Origin of the sequence: Mesorhizobium sp. KR2-14 (genome assembly GCF_040049255.1) — a bacterium.
Lineage (GTDB): Bacteria > Pseudomonadota > Alphaproteobacteria > Rhizobiales > Rhizobiaceae > Pseudaminobacter.
The window spans coordinates 86,199-104,414 of record NZ_JBDZDR010000005.1 but is presented as its reverse complement, the minus strand read 5'-3'; the positions used below and the strand labels follow the sequence as shown (position 1 = coordinate 104,414).

General features: G+C 61.7%; 18 protein-coding genes and 7 pseudogenes. 14 read left to right on the top strand and 11 right to left on the bottom strand.

The annotated features are described in order from the left end of the window. Positions 1–29: 29 nt before the first annotated feature. Positions 30–263, top strand: a complete 234-nt coding sequence (locus ABLE86_RS14825) for a DUF6429 family protein (protein ID WP_348779723.1) — start codon at positions 30–32, stop codon at positions 261–263. Here the strand turns inward: ABLE86_RS14825 and ABLE86_RS14820 are convergent. From ABLE86_RS14820 to ABLE86_RS14810, 3 genes and pseudogenes are all read right to left on the bottom strand, one after another. Next, positions 212–481 (bottom strand): annotated as a pseudogene (locus ABLE86_RS14820) (transposase domain-containing protein); the annotation flags it as partial. The gene ABLE86_RS14825 and the pseudogene ABLE86_RS14820 overlap by 52 nt on opposite strands. Before the next feature lie 79 nt (positions 482–560). Beyond that, positions 561–1,487 carry a LysR substrate-binding domain-containing protein gene (locus ABLE86_RS14815; protein ID WP_348779722.1) on the bottom strand — a complete coding sequence of 309 codons (927 nt, stop codon included), beginning with the start codon at positions 1,485–1,487 and terminating at the stop codon, positions 561–563. After that, positions 1,484–1,708 carry a LysR family transcriptional regulator gene (locus tag ABLE86_RS14810; RefSeq protein WP_348779721.1) on the bottom strand — a complete coding sequence of 75 codons (225 nt, stop codon included), beginning with the start codon at positions 1,706–1,708 and terminating at the stop codon, positions 1,484–1,486. The genes ABLE86_RS14815 and ABLE86_RS14810 overlap by 4 nt, the downstream gene beginning before the upstream one ends. A gap of 144 nt (positions 1,709–1,852) precedes the next feature. Here ABLE86_RS14810 and ABLE86_RS14805 point away from each other — a divergent pair, with 144 nt between their 5' ends. Continuing rightward, a complete protein-coding gene (locus ABLE86_RS14805) occupies positions 1,853–3,589 on the top strand; it encodes an FAD-dependent oxidoreductase (protein WP_348779720.1) in 1,737 nt (578 codons plus the stop codon). A 434-nt stretch (positions 3,590–4,023) separates the two neighbouring features. Here the strand turns inward: ABLE86_RS14805 and ABLE86_RS14800 are convergent. The 6 genes and pseudogenes from ABLE86_RS14800 to ABLE86_RS14775 all read right to left on the bottom strand — a co-directional run bounded on the left by ABLE86_RS14800 (position 4,024) and on the right by ABLE86_RS14775 (position 7,621). Further along, a pseudogene (locus ABLE86_RS14800) lies at positions 4,024–5,447 on the bottom strand (aldehyde dehydrogenase family protein). A 160-nt stretch (positions 5,448–5,607) separates the two neighbouring features. After that, positions 5,608–5,850, bottom strand: a pseudogene (locus ABLE86_RS14795) (iron-containing alcohol dehydrogenase); the annotation flags it as partial. Between the two features lie 68 nt (positions 5,851–5,918). Beyond that, positions 5,919–6,305, bottom strand: a complete 387-nt coding sequence (locus tag ABLE86_RS14790) for an iron-containing alcohol dehydrogenase (RefSeq protein ID WP_348779719.1) — start codon at positions 6,303–6,305, stop codon at positions 5,919–5,921. Then, positions 6,233–6,424 (bottom strand): iron-containing alcohol dehydrogenase, encoded by a 192-nt coding sequence (locus ABLE86_RS14785; protein WP_348779923.1) that lies wholly within the window; start codon positions 6,422–6,424, stop codon positions 6,233–6,235. The genes ABLE86_RS14790 and ABLE86_RS14785 overlap by 73 nt, the downstream gene beginning before the upstream one ends. Next, positions 6,409–6,558 (bottom strand): hypothetical protein, encoded by a 150-nt coding sequence (locus ABLE86_RS14780; RefSeq protein ID WP_348779933.1) that lies wholly within the window; start codon positions 6,556–6,558, stop codon positions 6,409–6,411. The genes ABLE86_RS14785 and ABLE86_RS14780 overlap by 16 nt, the downstream gene beginning before the upstream one ends. A gap of 136 nt (positions 6,559–6,694) precedes the next feature. Next, on the bottom strand, positions 6,695–7,621 hold the full coding sequence (locus ABLE86_RS14775; RefSeq protein WP_348779718.1) for a LysR family transcriptional regulator: 927 nt from the start codon (positions 7,619–7,621) through the stop codon (positions 6,695–6,697). A 560-nt stretch (positions 7,622–8,181) separates the two neighbouring features. Between ABLE86_RS14775 and ABLE86_RS14770 the strand changes: the two genes are divergently transcribed. Further along, on the top strand, positions 8,182–8,490 hold the full coding sequence (locus ABLE86_RS14770) for a hypothetical protein (RefSeq protein ID WP_348779717.1): 309 nt from the start codon (positions 8,182–8,184) through the stop codon (positions 8,488–8,490). Positions 8,491–8,845: 355 nt separating this feature from the next. Here the strand turns inward: ABLE86_RS14770 and ABLE86_RS14765 are convergent. Both ABLE86_RS14765 and ABLE86_RS14760 read right to left on the bottom strand, forming a co-directional pair. After that, positions 8,846–9,503, bottom strand: a pseudogene (locus ABLE86_RS14765) (SMC-Scp complex subunit ScpB). Between the two features lie 2 nt (positions 9,504–9,505). Then, positions 9,506–9,878: pseudogene (locus tag ABLE86_RS14760) on the bottom strand (DUF1403 family protein); the annotation flags it as partial. Positions 9,879–9,880: 2 nt separating this feature from the next. On the opposite strand from ABLE86_RS14760, the pseudogene ABLE86_RS14755 reads away from it, so the two are divergent. The 11 genes and pseudogenes from ABLE86_RS14755 to ABLE86_RS14705 form a co-directional block, all read left to right on the top strand. Beyond that, positions 9,881–10,078 (top strand): annotated as a pseudogene (locus ABLE86_RS14755) (ISNCY family transposase); the annotation flags it as partial. Between the two features lie 213 nt (positions 10,079–10,291). Beyond that, positions 10,292–11,040 (top strand): annotated as a pseudogene (locus tag ABLE86_RS14750) (helix-turn-helix domain-containing protein). 215 nt (positions 11,041–11,255) lie between these two features. Continuing rightward, positions 11,256–11,708 (top strand): (2Fe-2S)-binding protein, encoded by a 453-nt coding sequence (locus ABLE86_RS14745; protein ID WP_348779716.1) that lies wholly within the window; start codon positions 11,256–11,258, stop codon positions 11,706–11,708. A gap of 10 nt (positions 11,709–11,718) precedes the next feature. Then, a complete protein-coding gene (locus ABLE86_RS14740) occupies positions 11,719–13,896 on the top strand; it encodes a molybdopterin cofactor-binding domain-containing protein (protein ID WP_348779715.1) in 2,178 nt (725 codons plus the stop codon). A gap of 86 nt (positions 13,897–13,982) precedes the next feature. Further along, a complete protein-coding gene (locus ABLE86_RS14735) occupies positions 13,983–14,276 on the top strand; it encodes a cytochrome C (protein WP_348779714.1) in 294 nt (97 codons plus the stop codon). Then, complete coding sequence (locus ABLE86_RS14730) at positions 14,276–15,535, top strand: FAD-dependent oxidoreductase (protein ID WP_348779922.1); 1,260 nt, start codon at positions 14,276–14,278, stop codon at positions 15,533–15,535. Before ABLE86_RS14735 ends, ABLE86_RS14730 begins: the two co-directional genes overlap by 1 nt. Before the next feature lie 76 nt (positions 15,536–15,611). Continuing rightward, positions 15,612–15,920: a sulfur oxidation c-type cytochrome SoxX gene (gene soxX / locus ABLE86_RS14725; RefSeq protein WP_348779713.1), complete on the top strand. Its 309-nt coding sequence runs from the start codon at positions 15,612–15,614 to the stop codon at positions 15,918–15,920. Beyond that, the gene (locus ABLE86_RS14720; RefSeq protein WP_348779712.1) at positions 15,917–16,366 is read left to right on the top strand and encodes a thiosulfate oxidation carrier protein SoxY; all 450 of its coding nucleotides are present in this window, start codon (positions 15,917–15,919) and stop codon (positions 16,364–16,366) included. Before soxX ends, ABLE86_RS14720 begins: the two co-directional genes overlap by 4 nt. 1 nt (position 16,367) lies before the next feature. Continuing rightward, complete coding sequence (gene soxZ / locus ABLE86_RS14715) at positions 16,368–16,685, top strand: thiosulfate oxidation carrier complex protein SoxZ (RefSeq protein ID WP_348779711.1); 318 nt, start codon at positions 16,368–16,370, stop codon at positions 16,683–16,685. Then, positions 16,682–17,452 (top strand): sulfur oxidation c-type cytochrome SoxA, encoded by a 771-nt coding sequence (soxA, locus tag ABLE86_RS14710; RefSeq protein ID WP_348779710.1) that lies wholly within the window; start codon positions 16,682–16,684, stop codon positions 17,450–17,452. Before soxZ ends, soxA begins: the two co-directional genes overlap by 4 nt. 288 nt (positions 17,453–17,740) lie before the next feature. Beyond that, positions 17,741–18,145 (top strand): pseudoazurin, encoded by a 405-nt coding sequence (locus ABLE86_RS14705; protein ID WP_348779921.1) that lies wholly within the window; start codon positions 17,741–17,743, stop codon positions 18,143–18,145. Positions 18,146–18,216 lie beyond the last annotated feature (71 nt).

Below are 18,216 nucleotides of genomic sequence, written 5' to 3'. Positions count from 1 at the left end.
AGACGCACGATCTGTGCTAGATTGGGCAGATGGAGATCGACACGGACAAGATCGATGATGCCGTCCTAGCGCTGCTCTGGCTGACGCTGCACAATGAGCGGTGCGCCTGGAAGAGCTTCGATTGGGATGTGACGGATCGGCTGCATCAGAAGGGGCTAATTGCAGACCCTGTGAACAAGGCGAAGTCACTGGTGCTGACGGATGAAGGTCTTCAGCGGTCGGAGGAACTGTTCCGCGCGCTTTTCACGCGGCCGAGGTCATGAGGCATGGGCTGCCAATTCCACGGCAGCAGCTCATGAAGCCGGTTCTGCGGCGTTTCGGCGATGCGGGCGAGGACATCGGCAAGCCAGGCTTGCGGATCGACGTCGTTGAGCTTGGCGGAGGTGATCAGCGTCGCCATGAAGGCGGCCCGATCAGCAGCGCCGCGATCGGAGCCGGCGAAGAGCCATGACTTCCTGCCGAGAGCGAAGCCGCGCAGCGCCCCGCTCGGCGGCATTGTTCAATCGCCGGCTGCTGGAGCCCATCGGCAACATCCCGCCGGCCGAAGCAGAGGAACGCTACTACGCCACGCTGGAAGGGCCAGCCTGGGCGACGTGACTAAAACCAAACGGCCTCCGGCAAACCCGGGGCGGTTCATGAAGGAAACCGCCATTCGCGCTGACGAGGCTGTGACTCAGGGGAAACTTGCTACGAAGGGGGCCGGAGCTGCGAACGATGTGAGCCGCGAGATGGGCATAGCACAAACCCGCGCCTATCTCACCGTTGCGGCGGCCAGGGTCCAATATGTCAGTAATAGATATGTACCTGTCATCGATCTTGTCGTGCGCAATTCGGGAAGAAGCCCCCTTGCGGGTGACGAGCTCATAGGCCTCGCTTCGCGACGCCAGGGCCAGCGGCAGGATGCGCGTCATCTGCCGGTGCGCGAAGAACTGCGCGACTTCGATTGACACCAGGGCCACGAAGGACGGGTTGGCCTGCAGCAGCGCCAGCGTCGCAAAAGCGGAGGTCGTCTCGAGCAGGTGCTCCGGGAACTCGATCCCGCAATCGCGGTATTCGCGTTTGAGCAAGAGCCGCATCGGCATGTTCGCGCGGTATACCACCCATCGGTATGGCGCCAGCTCCTGCAGGGTGAGCTTCTTCGCGTGCCGCAGCGGATGGCCGACGTTCGCGATCACCGCGAGCGTTTCATCCTGGAGCTTCACGCTGTCGTAGAACTGCGGCGCCTGGCTGATGGTCGTGCGGCAGATCGCCAGGTCGAGCCGGCCGGCGTCAAGCTGGGCCAGCAGGCCGGCGCTGGTGTCCTCGACGATCTCGACGGACAAGTCGGCCTGCCGCGCAACGAGCGCGGAGATGGCACCGGTGAGCAGCGGCACCGCGCCCATGATGACGCCGGCCGCCACCCGCCCGCCCTGGCCACGCATGATTCCAACGATCTCGTCGCGCAGGTGCGCGAGATCCGTCTGGATCAGGCGCGCATAGCGGATCACGCAATGGCCGACGGCATTGGGCTCCAGGCCCGGTTGGTGCGAACGAACAGCGGCGTGCCGAAGGTCGTCTCGATTTCCTGCAATGCCTTGCTCGCGCCCGGTTGCGTCAACGCGACCTGCTGCGAGGCCTTCAGGAGCGAGCCGTGCTCGCCCAGCGCAACTAAGAGCCGCAGCTGTTTCAGGTGGAGCCTGGAAATGATCGAGTGGAGCGGTGGGATCATGCCTGGATTGCGTAAATGTTATACCGAGATCACATCTTCTCAGTTGTCGCGCGAGCGAATTCTGCAATTGTGAGTTTTGCTGTTCAGGCACAGATCCGCAAAAGCCCGAATGCGCCGACTAAAGAATATTAGGAGGAGAACGTAATGACAGTCAGCCGACGCTCATTGTTGAAGGCAGGTGCCGGAATCGCCGCCGCAGGGCTGGCCAGCAGCATTTTGCAGCCGAGCATTGCCAATGCGGACCCGCGCGTAGCCGATATCGTCGTTGTGGGTTGCGGCTCGGCGGGCCTCGGCGCCGCAGTGGCCGCCGCAGAGGCAGGCGCGTCGGTCATTGTCCTCGAGGCTCAGCCGCACATTGGCGGACGCGGCATCGTCAGCTCAGGTAACATTCCCATTGGAGGCGGAACCCCTGCCCAGTTGGCGGCCGGCGTCGTGGACTCGCCAGATCTCCTGTATAGGGACCTTACTGACTGGTCCGTCACCCTGGCGAACGGCGCTACGAGCTACCGCTATAACGATCGCGAGCTCATCCGGGCGTTTGCCGACGTCAACGTCGACCTTTACCACTTCCTGGTCCGCCATGGCGTCAGGTGGACGAGAAACACCGTCGACAACGTCGGCGGCAATGAAGTCGGAAATTCCGTCAACCGCATGATGCATACAGCGATCATGGACTACGTATCGGTCCGGACCGGCTTGCAGGTAGCCGAGAACCAGCGGGCGACGACGTCTCAAGGGCCCGGCTTCATACGTCCCCTGGAGGCCGCAGCAAGGGCGCGTGGCGTGAGCATCCTGCTCAGTCACAGTTTGGTGTCGCTGCACCGGATGCAAAAGGGCGTGACGGCGGTCATAGCGTCCCATCAAGGCCGGACCGTTAACATTCAGGCACGCAAGGGCGTAATCATCGCGAGCGGCGGTGGCAACGGGAATGTGGAATACCGCCGACAGTTCGATCCACGGCTCACCGCGGAGTACTGCGGCGTCGCTGGCGAGCCCTATTCTTTCCAGGACGCCAGCGGCATCATCGCCGGGCTGAATGTCGGAGCGTCCCTTGCGGGCACGTACAACCAGACCGGAGAGTTCGGCACTAACATCACCAAGCCAACCGCCATCGGAACTCGGTACAACTACTCGTTCTTGCAGTGGGGACCCCAGAGCCCTGTCTTCCACCTTGCGAAAGCTTCGGGGTTAGCCAACGTCAACAACCAGAACGTTATCCATGTAAACATGATCGGGAAGCGCTTCTTCGACGAAACGGGAGGTCAATTCCCGACGAACAGCGCTAACTCGGTCAACCCGTACACTCAGGGCAGCTACCTGAACGCCAAGAATATCACATGGAACCCACAAAACTGGATTAACGCCGCTATGGCGGGAATCGGCGACGGCCGCAATGGCGGCGGCCCGATCTGGGCCATCTTCGATGCAGATGCCGTGACCCGGCAGAGATGGACTGTGGCGCCGCCCTTCGTTGATCCTGACGGATTCTTCTTCCAGGCAAACACGCTGGAGGAACTCGCACAGAAGATTGTCATGCCGCATCAGCGGGTTCCCATGCCGCCAAGCAACCTGGTCGAGACGGTAGCGCGGTACAACAGCTTTGTTGACTCGGGTGTCGACTCCGACTTCGCCAAACCTAGGCCCCAATACAAGATCCAAAGAGGGCCCTTCTATGCCGCCTGGTCGACGCCGGTGCTCCACGACGCCCGGTCCGGCCTGCGCATCAACGCCAACAGCCAGGTCCTCGACTATGCCGGTCAAGTAATTCCCGGCCTCTACGCCGCCGGCGAAGCTGCTGGCGGATTCAGTCAGCACGGGAACGCCCGAGCTCTCACTCAGGGCATCATCGCAGCAAGGCACGCAGTCCTCCGTCCGGCTTAGCAGGACTACAGCTCTCAACAATAGTCCCGCCAGGCCTCTGGGTCTGGCGGGACTATCTGTTGCTCGGACCAGTACGGCGGCATGGGGACGGCCATCAGCGTCGCCCAATCACACGGTCATGATTGCGCGTCACCTAAGCACGCAGCCGAGTAGCTGCTAGTGCGCCCACTCCGACCGCTTCTATCGGCGACATCAGGTTCTCGTATCCCTGAGTGGTCCGGCCACCGCGAGGGCGAGGACCCGCAGGGCAACCGCCTAGTGGGCCCGGAAACCCTGGACGCCACCCTGGCGGCATTCACCAACGATGCCGACCGTGAGCTGGGCGAGCGGCGGCTGCTCGCCCTGGAGGCCGGTAGAGTTCACGGGCACGGACACCAAGGGCGCCTTGTCGGGCGCGAAGGGTGCTTTTGTGCCGCTACTGCGCGCGGCGCAGATCAGGCGGCCGTATATGCCGTCTTGACCGTCGTGTAGAACTCCGCGGCGTAGCGGCCCTGCTCGCGCGGCCCGTAGCTGGAGCCTTTGCGGCCGTCGAAGGGCACGTGGTGGTCCACGCCCGCGGTCGGCAGGTTCACCATCACCATGCCGGCCTGCACGTGGCGCTTGAAATGCGTCGCGTACTTGAGGGCGGTCGTGGCAATGCCGCGGAGAGACCGCGGCTCGGAGTCGTTGGCCAAGGCCAGTGCCTCCTCGTAGTTCTTCGCGCGGATGACGCTCACCACGGGGCCGAACACCTCCTCGCGGTTGGTGCGCATCGCCGCCGTCGTCTCTGGGAACAGGGCGGGACGCATGTAGTAGCCGGGCGCGCCGTCGCCATTTCTGTCGATCGTCTCGCCGCCCGCCACCAGCTTGGCGCTTTCGGCCGTGGCGATCGCGACGTACTGGAGGTTCTGCGCGAGCTGCTTATCGTCGACCACGGGACCGATGTCGGTGCCCTTCTTGCGCGCGTCGTCGACCTTCAGCGCCTTCATCTTTTCCGCCATCGCAGCGATGAAGCGGTCGTGGATGCCTTCGGTGACGATCAGCCGCGAGGAGGCCGTGCAGCGCTGTCCGGTGGAGAAGAAGCCGCTGTTCAGCGCCGGGTTCACCGCGACGTCCAGGTCGGCGTCGTCGAGCACCACCATCGGATTCTTGCCGCCCATCTCCAGCTAGAACTTGGCCATGCGCGCGACACAGGCCTGCGAGATGCGCTGGCCGGTGGCTACAGAGCCGGTGAAGCTGATCGCGTTGACGCGTTTGTAGTCCAGCAGCACCTGACACACTTCGGGGCCGCGGCCCATCACCAGGTTGAACACTCCCGCTGGCAGGCCCGCGCGGTGCAGGATGTCGGCGATGGACCAGGCGCTGCCGGGCACGAGATCGGCCGGCTGACTACCATGGCGTTGCCGCAGGCCAGGGCCGGGGCGATCTTCCAGGCGGGGATCGCGATGGGGAAGTTCCAAGGCGCGATCAGGCCCACAACGCCTACGGGCTCGCGGGTGACCTCCACGCCGACGCCCGGGCGCACGAAAGGCACCACGTCGCCGCCGACACGCAACGCTTCGCCGTCAAAGAACTTGAAGATGTTGCCGGCCCGTGCCACCTCGCCGATGGCCTCGGGCAGGGTCTTGCCTTCTTCGCGGGCGAGCAGGTCGCCCAGTTCGGCCTTGCGCGCCAGGATCTCGGCGCCGGCGTCGAGGATGTCGAAGCGCTGCTGCGGGGTGGACAGGCCCCAGGCGGACTGGGCCTGGGTGGCTGCGGCGATGGCCTGCCTGGCTTGGGCCGCGTCGGCTTGCGCGAATTCGCCAATGACGTCGCGCGTGTCCGAGGGGTTGATGTTGCGCGAGACACGAGGGCCTTCGACCCACTCGCCGCCGATCATGCTTCCTGCAGGCTGGCTTCGAGCATCGCTTCGTAATCGGTGTCGGACGCAACGCGCGGGTTGATCCGATGGCTGTGCCTTCAGGGCGCGCCGGACGATGTCGTGGAACATCGCGCGCGTCACGCCCCAGTTGGGCCAAGCCCGTCGGCAAGCCGAGCCACTCGGTCATGGCGCGCACGGACGGCCCCACCTCGGCCCCGCTGGCCAGGTCCATCGCCTTGGCCATGCGGTCGAGCTTGTCCTCCTCGCCCACCGACGCGGCCGCCTCATTGAATGGGATCACGGCCGGCAGGAAGATCTCGTTCAGCTTGCCGTGATGCAGCCGCGGATCGATGCCGCCGAGCGAGTGGCTCAGGCTGTGCATGCACCCGAGCCCCTTCTGGAACGCCAGCGCGCCTTCCATCGACGCGCTCATCATGTTCAGCCGCGCGGCGCGGTCGCCGGCTGGCGCGTTGCGCGCTCAATGTGGCGCTAGGCGCGCCGCAGCCCATCGAGCGCGATGCCGTCCGCGGGCGAATTGAAGGCGGGCGACAGGGAGGTCTCGATGCAGTGTGCGATGGCATCCATCCCCGTGGCCGCCGTCAGCGCCGGCGGCAGGCCCAGGGTCAGTGCCGGGTCGCAGATCGCGACCTTGGGCACGACGAAGGGCGAGATCACGCCGACCTTGCGGCCATCGTCGAGGATGAGGATCGCGCCCCGGCCCACTTCGCTGTCGGTGCCGGCGGTCGTCGGGACGGCGATTACGGGGGCCCTGCGGGAAGTGATGCGATCGGCCCCGCCTTCGATCACGGCAAAGCTTTGCAGCGGGCCGTCGTGTGTCGCGCAGAGCCGCCGCCCACTGCGACGATGCCATCGCAATCGCCCTCCTTGTACGCGCGCACCACCTCGCGCACGGCAGCCTCGTTCGAGTTCGGCGGAGTGCCGTCATAGAGGGCAACGGTGCCCGCGTGCGCGAGCGCGTCTAGGACGGTGTCGATATGCCGGTCGCCTGCACGCCCCGGTCCGTCACGATCAACGGACGGCGGATGCCGACCCGTTCGCACTGCTGCCTGAGCAGGCTGATGGCGCCGAGCTCGAACTGGATCTGGGTGATGTAGTTGATGAGAGCCACGGCAATGAGCGCTCGTTACAGCACACGAGCCGGCCGAGATCACCGCCACAGGGCCGCTTCCGATGCTTTTTATTTCAGGGCCACGGCGACGCCCTGGCGGATACAGCGCTGAGCGGCGGTCGCGCCGACCTGATGCTCAGGACTGGCGATGGACCAATTCGTCGATCAGCAGTTTGGCGGCGGGCGCGACCCGCGCCCCCTTGCGGGTGACGAGCTCATAGGCCTCGCTTCGCGACGCCAGGGCCAGCGGCAGGATGCGCGTCATCTGCCGGTGCGCGAAGAACTGCGCGACTTCGATTGACACCAGGGCCACGAAGGACGGGTTGGCCTGCAGCAGCGCCAGCGTCGCAAAAGCGGAGGTCGTCTCGAGCAGGTGCTCCGGGAACTCGATCCCGCAATCGCGGTATTCGCGTTCGAGCAAGAGCCGCATCGGCATGTTCGCGCGGTATACCACCCATCGGTATGGCGCCAGCTCCTGCAGGGTGAGCTTCTTCGCGTGCCGCAGCGGATGGCCGACGTTCGCGATCACCGCGAGCGTTTCATCCTGGAGCTTCACGCTGTCGTAGAACTGCGGCGCCTGGCTGATGGTCGTGCGGCAGATCGCCAGGTCGAGCCGGCCGGCGTCGAGCTGGGCCAGCAGGGCGGCGCTGGTGTCCTCGACGATCTCGACGGACAAGTCGGCCTGCCGCGCAACGAGCGCGGAGATGGCATCGGTGAGCAGCGGCACCGCGCCCATGATGACGCCGGCCGCCACCCGCCCGCCCTGGCCACGCATGATTCCAACGATCTCGTCGCGCAGGTGCGCGAGATCCGTCTGGATCAGGCGCGCATAGCGGATCACGCAATGGCCGACGGCATTGGGCTCCAGGCCCCGGTTGGTGCGAACGAACAGCGGCGTGCCGAAGGTCGTCTCGATTTCCTGCAATGCCTTGCTCGCGCCCGGTTGCGTCAACGCGACCTGCTGCGAGGCCTTCAGGAGCGAGCCGTGCTCGCCCAGCGCGACTAAGAGCCGCAGCTGTTTCAGGTGGAGCCTGGAAATGATCGAGTGGAGCGGTGGGATCATGCCTGAGTTGCACAAATGTTATACCGCGATCACATCGACTGCAAGGATTTCAAATGAAGATCATTGGCGGTCCTCCGCCAGATTGGGTCCCACACTACAGAGAGATCACGGCTGCTGCCGATAAGGCCAAGACAGCCATAACCACCTAGAGCCATAATGAGGTCTCCGACCGGGAACTGCAGGACATCATCGAGACTGCCGCCATTGAGCACGGTGTTGCCATCGCGCTCCTCCGTAAACGCCGAGAATCGAACTTTTGACGGCGACCTCGAATTCATGGCGGACGGCAGTGGTAGCCTTCCGGCTTTCTGAGTTTCCCGAGTGCCTAACTAGACCGCACGGGTCCGCGTTCTTGTTGCGCTTGGGGGCAGGTTCGTCGATGTTGCAGGCTTGAATCGGAACATCATCAACCGCCGAAATGACCAGCCCTCACTCGGTACAGACTCATAGATTGGGATAGACGTTGCAGATTCATCAATACATACTTCAAGTCTCGGCGGTCGCGATGAGGCGCTGTCGATGTTTGGGGGAATTCAGCCAAAAGACCGGAAGAGTTGCGTATGTGTTCCGACAGTCACCAGCAGTATCTCACATCCAGTGACATGGCGATGATCGAGCGTGTTCTCGCCCATCCCGAACTTCTCACGCCGACAGACAGCCCCGCGCTGGAGCGCGGTGCAGCCAAGTATTTGACCCGCAAGTTTCAAGAGGGCATGATCGACGAAGGCGAGATGACCGTCGCGTTTGATCGGTACGTGCGGGTATGGCGGGCGTGGCGGTCAAGGCCGCAGCATAGCGCCAAAATCTTGCCCTTCTTGGCCGGTGCCCACGCTGGCCGTGCGCATATGATGCCGGAATTCTCCTCCTGAAACCACCGAACCCATTGTCCTTGTGGCGCATTCAGGCCGGGAGATCCGCTCGGGCGGATGAGAGGCTGACTTGCCGGGAGCCGATCCTGATGGGAGTTTCGTCCGGCTTTCCGGGTCCTATCCAACGCGAGATACTACTCTGGGATTCTGTCTTGCGCCGGATGCTGTCGCGATGCCCGCTTGTGTGCCATTCTTCTTGCGACCAAATTGCCGGCCCACTCATCGACAGGCCGCCATCACTGCCGCGTGCTCATCGGGCCGAACCGTGGTCCTGCTCGGCAAAAAGAAGTCATCAACCGTCCCACCACCGTCCTAAGCCACGCGAGCATGGCTCTTTGCTTTACGGCGAACAACCCTAATCCTCGTCCTCGGCGAGGTGATCCACTTGTATGGCGCGCTGCCTGAGCAGCCCGGCACCCTCCAGCGCCTCCATGTCAGGCAAATCCCCAGCGTCTCGAGGCCGAAGGCGGCGAGGAACTGCTTCGTCGTCACGTAGCTGTAGGGCGCGCCGGGCGTCGGGCTTCTTGGCCCCGAGGCGATGAAGCCGGCGCTGCGCAGCGCGCCGACCGTGTCGCGGCTGACCTCCCTGCCGAAGATCGTCGACAGCTCGCCGCGGGTGACCGGCTGGAAATGAGCAATGGCCATCAGCACCATCGCCTCGAACTCCGAGAGCGCGGCGGTGGCGGGTGGGCGCGGATGGTGCCGGCGAAGCGGGGGCGGGTTCGGTGCTGCCAGCCGCCGGCGACCGCAACCAGCTCATAGGGCCGGTCGCGCAGCTCTTCCCGGAGATCGTCGATCAGGAGGTCGATGCTGCAGTTTCGGCCGACCACGCGCGCCAATGTCTCGCGCGTGACCGGCTCGGCGGCGGCGAAGATGACGGCCTCGGCGCGCAGCATCCATTCGCGCCAGCGCGGTTCCGGCGGTAGGTCCTCCAGCTCGCGGTCGAACAATACGTCGTCTTCGGACTTTGCCTTGTCGCTGCGTGCCGCCTGGGCTGAGTTGGGTCCGGCCATCATCACAACCCGTAAATCCGGAACGACGCGCGGCCCGCAAGCTCCCGCACCGCGCCAAACCCTTCCAGCCGCTCGAACAGGGGTCGCGGCCCAGCGCGACAGGTTCGTGCCCGGCGCGGCGGCCGGCACGGCGTCCTCGTCGAGCAGTTTCTGGATGACGGCGGCAGCGCCCTTGGTGCGCACCTTTGGCGCCACCGCGACAAGTTTTTCCGCGCGCCGGGCGATGTCGCCCGCGGACCACAGCGCCGCCCCTGCGCCCTCGACCAGGGCCAGGCAGACGGCGCCGCCAAAGCCGGGCTCGCCGGGGCGGACACGCCCCCGGCCCTGTGACGTCCTGAAGGCAGCGCCATGGCGTTCGGCCACCAACAGCGGCACGGGAGCGACTTTCTGATGTTCTGGCGTATATTAAGGAGCAACAGCAGCAGTTGCCGCCACCGAAGGTCAGGACCAACAGCGAGAAGAATGGGTATGTGCCGCGTGCTCGTGGGCCAGGGCGTTGGAAGGATTTCGTGAACGATCCTGTTGTGCTCGCGCGACGAGGACAAGCTTTGTCTCGTCTCGATGCGGCGGAATGAGATCACCCGCCCCGATCTGCCTTGCAAACCCGGACCAGCCGGTCAGATCGGGGCTGGTCGTCGTGCCGTGTGGCGGATGAAAATGACATTTCATTTTTTCTCACCGGCGGACATTTCAACATGGCCGCCCCATTGCGTATTGCCGGGTGGATTCTACCTTGAAGGGCGACTTCGCAGCGATATCAATGACTTATCGCAGGCAAGGAACCGCAGATGAAACGCACCTACACGCAAATCAGTCTGGATGAGCGGCGCAAGATCGCCCGCTGGCGTCAGGCCGGCGTTAGTGTCGAGGTGATCGCCGAGAAGCTTGGCCGGCATCGCTCATCGATCTTCCGCGAGCTGCGCAGGAACAAGTTCGAAGACGCGCAGATGCCGGACTTGGCTGGTTACTTCTGCGTCGCAGCGAATGGGATGGCCAAGCACCGGCGCGGTCGCCTTCGCAAATTGGTTCGGCATCCGAAACTGCGCGCGGCGATCATCGAGCGGATCAAGCATGGTTGGTCGCCCGAACAGATCGCCGGGCGGCCCGTCGCCGGCCTCGCCATGCTAGGCGCCGCTATGCCCGCAGATTCAGCCCAGAACTGAGTATTTTGCACCGGCCGGACGTTGTTCGCGCGCGCCAGCAGCTTGGGCATTGGGAATGCGACCTGATCCAGTTCCGCAAGAAGTTCGGCAAGGCCAACGTCACCTCGCTGGTTGAGCGCGTCAGCCGCTTCACGGTCTTTTTGCGCAACAATGATCGGCAGTCAAAGCCGATCATGGACAGGCTGATCGAGGCGCGGGCCCCCCAACAACCGCCGCGCCCGCAGGTGGCTCTCGAGGGACACAGACCCCTTGTCGGTCGACGAGCACGATCTCAAGCGGCTATGCGCGCATCTCAACTCGACGCCGCGCAAATGCCTCGGCTTCAAACGCCGGCGGAAGTCTTCCGGCAGAAGCTGCTGGCCGCTCGGCGATGAACCGGCTACCCTGCCCCGGCACAAAGTCGTGCCTCGGCAAGAACTCACATGTAGCCGAGCTTTTTTCGTGTCTCGTCTGCAAATCGCGGCGAAGCTGATGGTAGTGGAGTAGACCCAGGGATGAAAAATCTGATTTTGCAAAAGTCGATTTTAACACTTCGTCCTAGAGTCAGTTATTAACTCACGAACAACTACCCTTAATGGAGGACAGAACATTGGCAAGGCTGAATATAAACGGCACCATTCACGAGATCGACGCTGAAGCCGAGACTCCGCTGCTATGGGTCATTCGTGAGCAGGCCGGCTTGACCGGCACGAAATTCGGTTGCGGTATCGCTGCCTGCGGCGCGTGCACAGTGCATATCGACGGCGTAGCCACGCGGTCCTGTTCGGTTACGCTCGCAGACGTGACGGAAGCCGAAAAGATCGTTACGATCGAGGCAATCTCACCCGATCGCTCGCACGCTATCCAGAAGGCCTGGCTTGAGCTGGATGTGCCGCAATGTGGCTATTGCCAGTCGGGCCAGATCATGGCTGCGGTTGCATTGCTGGATAGCAATCCTAATCCGACCGATGAGGAAATTGACGCCGAGATGTCAAACATCTGTCGCTGCGGCACTTATAACCGCATCCGTGCGGGTATCAAACGCGCGGCTGAATTGCTTTAAGGAGGCGACAATGACCAAGCACTTTACTCTTTCTCGCCGTGTATTTCTGACAAGCTCGCTGGCTGCGACGGGCGCGCTGGCGCTCGGCTTCCGCGTCCCCGCAAACGCCGAAGAGGCGGCCGGTGCCACCAGCGATGTTAAGGAACTCAACGCCTGGGTCGTGGTGAATCCTGACGACACGGTCCTGGTCCGCATCTCTCGCTGCGAAATGGGACAGGGTACCCTGACCGGCCTTGCCCAGCTGATCGCCGAGGAACTGGAAGCCGATTGGGACAAGGTTACCTGGGAATACCCGTCGCCGGGTCAAAGCATCCGACGCGAGCGCGTGTGGGGTAACTTTGGCACCTATGGCAGCCAGGGCATCCGAAATTCGCAACAATATGTCCGCGAGGGTGGGGCTGCGGCACGCATGATGCTGATGCAGGCCGCCGCCAACCGCTGGGGCGTGGACGTGTCCGCGGTCAAGGCTGCCAAGAACGTTGTGACCGGCCCTGATGGCGCGACGCTGACCTATGGCGACCTTGCGCTTGAGGCAGCTCAGCTAGAGGTTCCGACCGAGATCAAGCTCAAAGACCCTGCGGACTGGACGCTTGCCGGCAAGTCACTCAAGCGGCTCGATACGGAAGCCAAGCTTGATGGCAGCCAGATCTATGCCGTCGATGTAAAACTGCCCGGCATGGTCAGCGCTGCAATCCGTCAGGCACCGGTTATCGGAGCAACGGTTGCAAGCTTTGACGCCGACGCTGTCATGGGCATGCCCGGCGTGAAAAAGGTGGTGCAGCTCGATGATTACGCGGTTGCTGTCGTTGCTGACACGTTCTGGCGGGCCAAGACCGCGCTCGAAGCACTTCCCATAGAGTGGGATGAGGGCGAGAACGCAACGTTAGGCATGGCGGACATTCACGCCAGTCTTGATGAGGGGCTGGGTGCAGACCAGGCTTTTATCGGCACTCAACGCGGTGATGTGAAGAAGGCAGTCGCAGAGGCGGCGAAAGTTGTCGAGGCTGACTACTACTTCCCCTGGCAGCATCACGCCACTATGGAGCCGATGAACGCCACAGCGCTTGTCTCAGCAGACAGCGCGGAGATTTGGGTTGCAACACAGGACCCAGAGGGCGTGCTTGCCATTACCGCCGAGGCTGCCGACCTCGACATCCTTAAATGCGAAGTTCACCGGCTTCACCTCGGTGGTGGTTTCGGGCGCCGTGCCAGTTCGCATGAATATGCCCGCCAGGCTGTCCTTCTCGCAAAAGAGATGCCTGGCACGCCGGTCAAGCTGATCTGGACGCGTGAAGAGGATATGATCCACGGCACGTTCCACCCTATTACCAAGGCGCGGTTCGTTGGTGCACTCGATGCCGACGGCAATGTCACCGGAATGCATATGCGCATTTCCGGCCAGTCAATCCGTGCTGGGCTCATGCCACATGCGATGGACGAAAAAGGCGACCCGATGGTGTTCCAGGGTCTGAACGAGAAGAGCACGGAGGGTGAATTCGGCTATACGATACCCAATCTTCTAATCGATCATGCGCTGCGTCAGCCGCCACTTCGCCCGGGTTACTGGCGCGGGGTCAACAACAACCAGAACGCATTTTATCTGGAATCCTTCATCGATGAGATGGCGCACGCAGCCGGAAAGGATCCCTATCAGTTCCGCCGCGGATTGCTGAAGGATCATCCGCTGCATCTCCGCGTTCTTGATGCTGTGGCCGAAGGTATTGGCTGGGACAAGCCGGCACCGGAAGGTGTTTTCCGCGGGATCTGTCAGCACCATGGTTATGGCAGCTATGTTGCAGCAGCTGCCGAAGTGTCGGTCGATGAACGCGGGAGCCTCAAGATCCACCGGATTGTCGCCTCAACTGATTGTGGACATGTGGTGAACCCGCAGCAGGTTGAAGCACAGATCGAGGGCTCGTTTGCTTTTGGCTTGAGCGCTGCGCTTCACGGCGAGATTACGGTTGAGGATGGCCGAGTCCAGCAGCAGAACTTCGATACTTATCCGCCGATGCGGATGGATGAGTTCCCAAAGGTTGAAAGCTTGCTCCGTCCGACGGGCGGTTTCTGGGGTGGCGTCGGTGAGCCGACGATCTTTGTTGCCGCACCAGCTGTGACTAATGCAATCTTTGCGGCCACAGGCAAGCGGGTCCGGCAACTGCCGCTGTCCAATCATGATCTGAGTGCCTAATAGATTGATGGCAGCGGGCGGCTTCAAACCGCCCGCTGTCGACCCGCCGAGATACAGATATTGACGACGAGGCGCAGGAGGTTGCGATGCATCGTAGCGTCACGTTTTTTTTCCTAATCATGTTTTTGACTGGGGCACCTGTTGCCACGGGGCTGGCGCAAGAAGCCCCTGCAGGTGCCGCATCATGCAGCGGTTGTCACGGTTCGCAGGCCGGCAGCCCATTGTCGCTCGCCGGTCTCTCTGCTGCAGATATTGTCCAGGCCATGACGGAATTCAGCTCCGGTGCCCGAGATGGAACAATCATGGGTCGTATTGTTCCTGGCTTTAGCGAGGCCGAACTAACGGCAATCGCTGAATGGCTTAAAGGGAGCGAAAAGTGATGGTTATCACGCGGCGAAATCTCATCAATATTGCCGGAGTTGCAGCTCTCGCCGCTCCCTTCGTGGCGCGCGCTCGCCACGCGCATGCAGCAGGCCGGATTGCTGTGGTCGGCGGCGGTTTTGGCGGCGCGACGACTGCGCGCTTCCTCGCACAGGCCGGTCATGCTGTTACCCTTGTTGAGCGCGAAAATCTTTTCGTCACCTGCCCGTTCAGCAACACTGTTATCGGCGGGTTTGCCACGATCAACGATATCAGTTTCGGTTATGACAGCCTTGGTGCCGCTGGTGTTACTGTTGTTCAAGGTGAGGCGGCAAGGGCGGAAGACGGCAAACTTACTCTCAATTCAGGAGACGTGATCTCGTATGACCGCCTCGTTCTCTCACCGGGCATCGATATGCGTTACGACGCGCTACCCGGATATGATCTTGCGGCGTCGCAAATCATGCCTCATGCTTGGAAAGCCGGGGCGCAAACCGAGCTCTTGTGGGCACAGCTTGAAGCGATGGAAGATGGGGGTGTGGTTGCCATCGTCGCCCCGGACAATCCATTTCGCTGCCCGCCCGGGCCGTATGAGCGGGCAAGCCTGATTGCCCATTACCTGACCCAGCATAAGCCGCGCTCGAAAGTGATGATCCTTGATTCCAAGGACGCGTTTTCCAAGCGCCCTCTCTTTGAGGAAGCCTGGGCCGCACTCTATCCTGACATGATAGAGTGGGTGCCGATGTCAATGGGCGGACGGGTGATTTCGGTCAACGCGCAAGACAAGGCGCTTAAAACCGATTTTACAACAATCAATGCCGATGTCGCCAATATCATCCCGCCACAGAAAGCCGGGGCGATTGCTGCGGCAGCCGGCGTGGCCGATGCGACAGGCTGGTGCCCAGTCAATCCAGAAACGTTTGAGTCGACTCTCGTGCCCGGTATCCATGTTCTGGGGGATGCCTGTCTCGCCGGAGCGATGCCGAAATCGGCGTTCTCTGCCAATGCGCAGGGCAAGGTGGCGGCCGCGGCGATTGATCGGATCTTGCGGGGTGAAACGCCCCAAAGCCCGAAACTGATCAATACGTGCTATAGTCTGGCAGCACCTGATTACGGGTTTACCGTTGCTGGTGTCTACCAACCTGAAGGCGAAACATTGGCTGAAGTGGCTGATTCTGGTGGGACCAGCCCGCTCGGGGCGCCGCGTGAAACACGCGTAGCAGAGGCGGCTTATGCGCGGAACTGGTACGCGACAATAACCAGAGAGGTTTTCGGCTGAAATGTTTCGGGCACTTTTTTGCTGGCTCGCTTGCGCTATGCCTGCAATGGCAGACGGAAATGCGGAGCATGGACGTATGCTGATGCTCGAACCACAAGAAAGCCTGTGTGTCCTTTGCCATTCGGGGCCTTTTCCCGAAATACCCTTCATGGGAACACTTGCTCCCGACCTGTCCGATGTGGGGAGCCGCCTTAGCATTGATGAAATTCGCGCACGCATCATCGACAATCGCGCCTTCAATCCGGACACGATCATGCCGCCTTTCCTCTCTCAGGAAGGTCTTCACCAGGTCGGCCCACGATGGGCGCAAACCAGCATTTTGACGGAACAGGAGGTCGAGGACATAGCCACTTTCCTCGCCAGCCTAAACGGAGACCAACCATGAGCCGCTTGAGCCGCCGGCAAGCCCTTGCCCTGACTATCGGAGCACCGCTGATGGTGCGGCTCATGCCTGCTTCGGCCACGCCTGGCGCCATGCAGGCAGCCATAGCGAGTTGGAGCAAAGGGGCTGCCATCGAGCCCGGGCTCGTGACACTAACACTGCCGCTTCTCGTGGCCAGTGGAAATGCGGTGCCGCTGAAAGTGACGGTGGATAGCCCGATGACGCCAGAGGATCATGTCGCGGAGATCGCCATATTCAACGAGCGAAACCCTCTGCCCGATGTCATCCGGTTTCACTTTACGCCAGCATCCGGCCGTGCACAGGCCGAAACACGCATCCGCCTGAGTGACACCCAGAAGGTTCACGCCATTGCCCGGCTGAGCGACGGCACCTTCAGATCTGCCGCAGTCAATGTGGTCGTCACCGCCCCTGCCTGCGTGGAGAATTGATATGGCAACAATGATTGGCCTGCCAAAATCCGCTAAACCCGGTGACATTGTTGAGGTCAAGCTCTTGCTGGCACACCCGATGGAGTCCGGTTTTCGTGGTGATTTTGATGGCAATAAAATCCCGCGCGACATCATTACTGAAGTGCGCTGCCTCTACCTCGATGAATTGGTGTTCCGTGCGGAATTTTTTCCTGCAGTTGCGGCCAATCCCTTCCTTGGCTTCACCTTCCGTGCGGTTAAGAGCGGGTCTGTCGCTTTCACTTGGACCGACATGGATGGCAATGAATCGCATGAAGTCCGGGAAATCACGGTAGAATGATGCGTGCGCTGCGTAAGCTAGGCTTTCTGGTTTTGAGTAGCCTGACGCCTGGGACTGGAGCAGCGGCAGATGAGCGTATAACCGGCTATCAGGAACTCAGCCCCGAGCTTCAGATGGTGCAGGATGATCCGTTCAAGAACCCCGGAATGCTCTGGGTGGGTGAAGGTGAAAGCCTATGGGCTGCACCCGTCGGCGAAGGGGGTAAATCATGCGCCTCATGCCATGCCGATGCAGCCAGCATGCAAGGCGTGGCCGCGCGCTATCCAGCCTTTGATGAACAGAGTGGCAGAATAACGGATTTGACTGGCCGCATCATGTCGTGCCAATCGCAGCACCAGGGGGTGGAGCCGTTTGAAAGGGAAAGCCGGGAGTTGCTGGCGCTGACAGCTTTCGTCGCTCGCCAGTCGGCTGGCCTTCCCATTACCCCTGATCCAGATCCGCGACTTAGCCCTTGGCGGCAACAAGGGGCTGCTCTCTTCCAGAAGCGCCTTGGTCAGCTCAATCTGTCTTGCTCGCAATGCCACAATGATTATGCCGGTGAACGTCTTCTTGCGGCCGTTATCCCGCAAGCACACCCGACAGGTTATCCGCAATACCGGCTCGAATGGGAGGGCATGGGTTCACTGCAACGGCGCTTGAACAATTGCCTGACTGGGGTGCGCGCCACGCCGTTTACAGCGGGATCAGATGAGTATGTGGCGTTGGAGCTCTATCTCATGGACAGGGCAAGCGGGTTGCCTATCGAAGCCCCGGCAATAAGACCTTAATACAGGCTGCAATCGGGGAAAGCCGGAGCGGCTCAATGGTTATTCGTGCTGCCTGTGATCCATAGACCCGGTAAGCCGCCACGCTGTTCAGCGGCTGAGAGTGATGCAGGGGAAATGAAGAACGCCAAGTTTTTGCAGGATTGTCTTTCAGGTGACGCTCCTTCAAGATCCCACCCAAATACGATTCCCTGGCTCGCAAGAAGCGACATCTCCAGCTAATCGTGGCTAGCCAGCCCTGACTTGGAAGGAAGAATAATAGTGATACGTAGGATTGTCGCGGTGACATTTATGGCGCTATTTGCCGGAAACGCGCTGGCCGCGGACCATCAGGTCCAGATGCTCAACAAGGGCGAAAAGGGAGCAATGGTGTTCCAGCCCGACTTCATCCAGGCCGCACCCGGCGACACAGTCACCTTCCTGCCGACCGACAACGGCCACGACGCCGAATCCATCAAGGGAATGATCCCTGAGGGCGCCGACGCCTTTAAGGGTAAGATGAATGAGCAGATCACCGTAACCCTAGATAAGGAAGGCCTCTATGGCGTGAAGTGCACACCACACTACGGAATGGGAATGGTGGCGCTGATTGTCGTCGGGAGCCCTGGCAATCTTGAAGAAGCAAAAGCTGTAAAGCATCCGGGCAAGGCGAAGAAGGTGTTTGCGGAGCTCCTCGCGCAAGTTTCAACAGACTGAATACCGCGAGGCACGGGCCAGTACGGTCTACTGGCATTGGGGCAGGCACGCCGCGGCCCTCTTGACTGCTG

What these genes read in the sequence shown, in the direction of transcription:
- ABLE86_RS14730 (WP_348779922.1), top strand. Translation starts at nt 14,276, where the DNA reads ATGGTTATCACGCGGCGAAATCTCATCAATATTGCCGGAGTTGCAGCT.
- soxZ (WP_348779711.1), top strand. Translation starts at nt 16,368, where the DNA reads ATGGCAACAATGATTGGCCTGCCAAAATCCGCTAAACCCGGTGACATT.
- ABLE86_RS14825 (WP_348779723.1), top strand. Translation starts at nt 30, where the DNA reads ATGGAGATCGACACGGACAAGATCGATGATGCCGTCCTAGCGCTGCTC.
- ABLE86_RS14770 (WP_348779717.1), top strand. Translation starts at nt 8,182, where the DNA reads ATGTGTTCCGACAGTCACCAGCAGTATCTCACATCCAGTGACATGGCG.
- ABLE86_RS14705 (WP_348779921.1), top strand. Translation starts at nt 17,741, where the DNA reads ATGGCGCTATTTGCCGGAAACGCGCTGGCCGCGGACCATCAGGTCCAG.
- ABLE86_RS14740 (WP_348779715.1), top strand. Translation starts at nt 11,719, where the DNA reads ATGACCAAGCACTTTACTCTTTCTCGCCGTGTATTTCTGACAAGCTCG.
- soxX (WP_348779713.1), top strand. Translation starts at nt 15,612, where the DNA reads ATGCTGATGCTCGAACCACAAGAAAGCCTGTGTGTCCTTTGCCATTCG.
- ABLE86_RS14735 (WP_348779714.1), top strand. Translation starts at nt 13,983, where the DNA reads ATGCATCGTAGCGTCACGTTTTTTTTCCTAATCATGTTTTTGACTGGG.
- soxA (WP_348779710.1), top strand. Translation starts at nt 16,682, where the DNA reads ATGATGCGTGCGCTGCGTAAGCTAGGCTTTCTGGTTTTGAGTAGCCTG.
- ABLE86_RS14720 (WP_348779712.1), top strand. Translation starts at nt 15,917, where the DNA reads ATGAGCCGCTTGAGCCGCCGGCAAGCCCTTGCCCTGACTATCGGAGCA.
- ABLE86_RS14775 (WP_348779718.1), bottom strand. Translation starts at nt 7,621, where the DNA reads ATGATCCCACCGCTCCACTCGATCATTTCCAGGCTCCACCTGAAACAG.
- ABLE86_RS14805 (WP_348779720.1), top strand. Translation starts at nt 1,853, where the DNA reads ATGACAGTCAGCCGACGCTCATTGTTGAAGGCAGGTGCCGGAATCGCC.
- ABLE86_RS14810 (WP_348779721.1), bottom strand. Translation starts at nt 1,708, where the DNA reads ATGATCCCACCGCTCCACTCGATCATTTCCAGGCTCCACCTGAAACAG.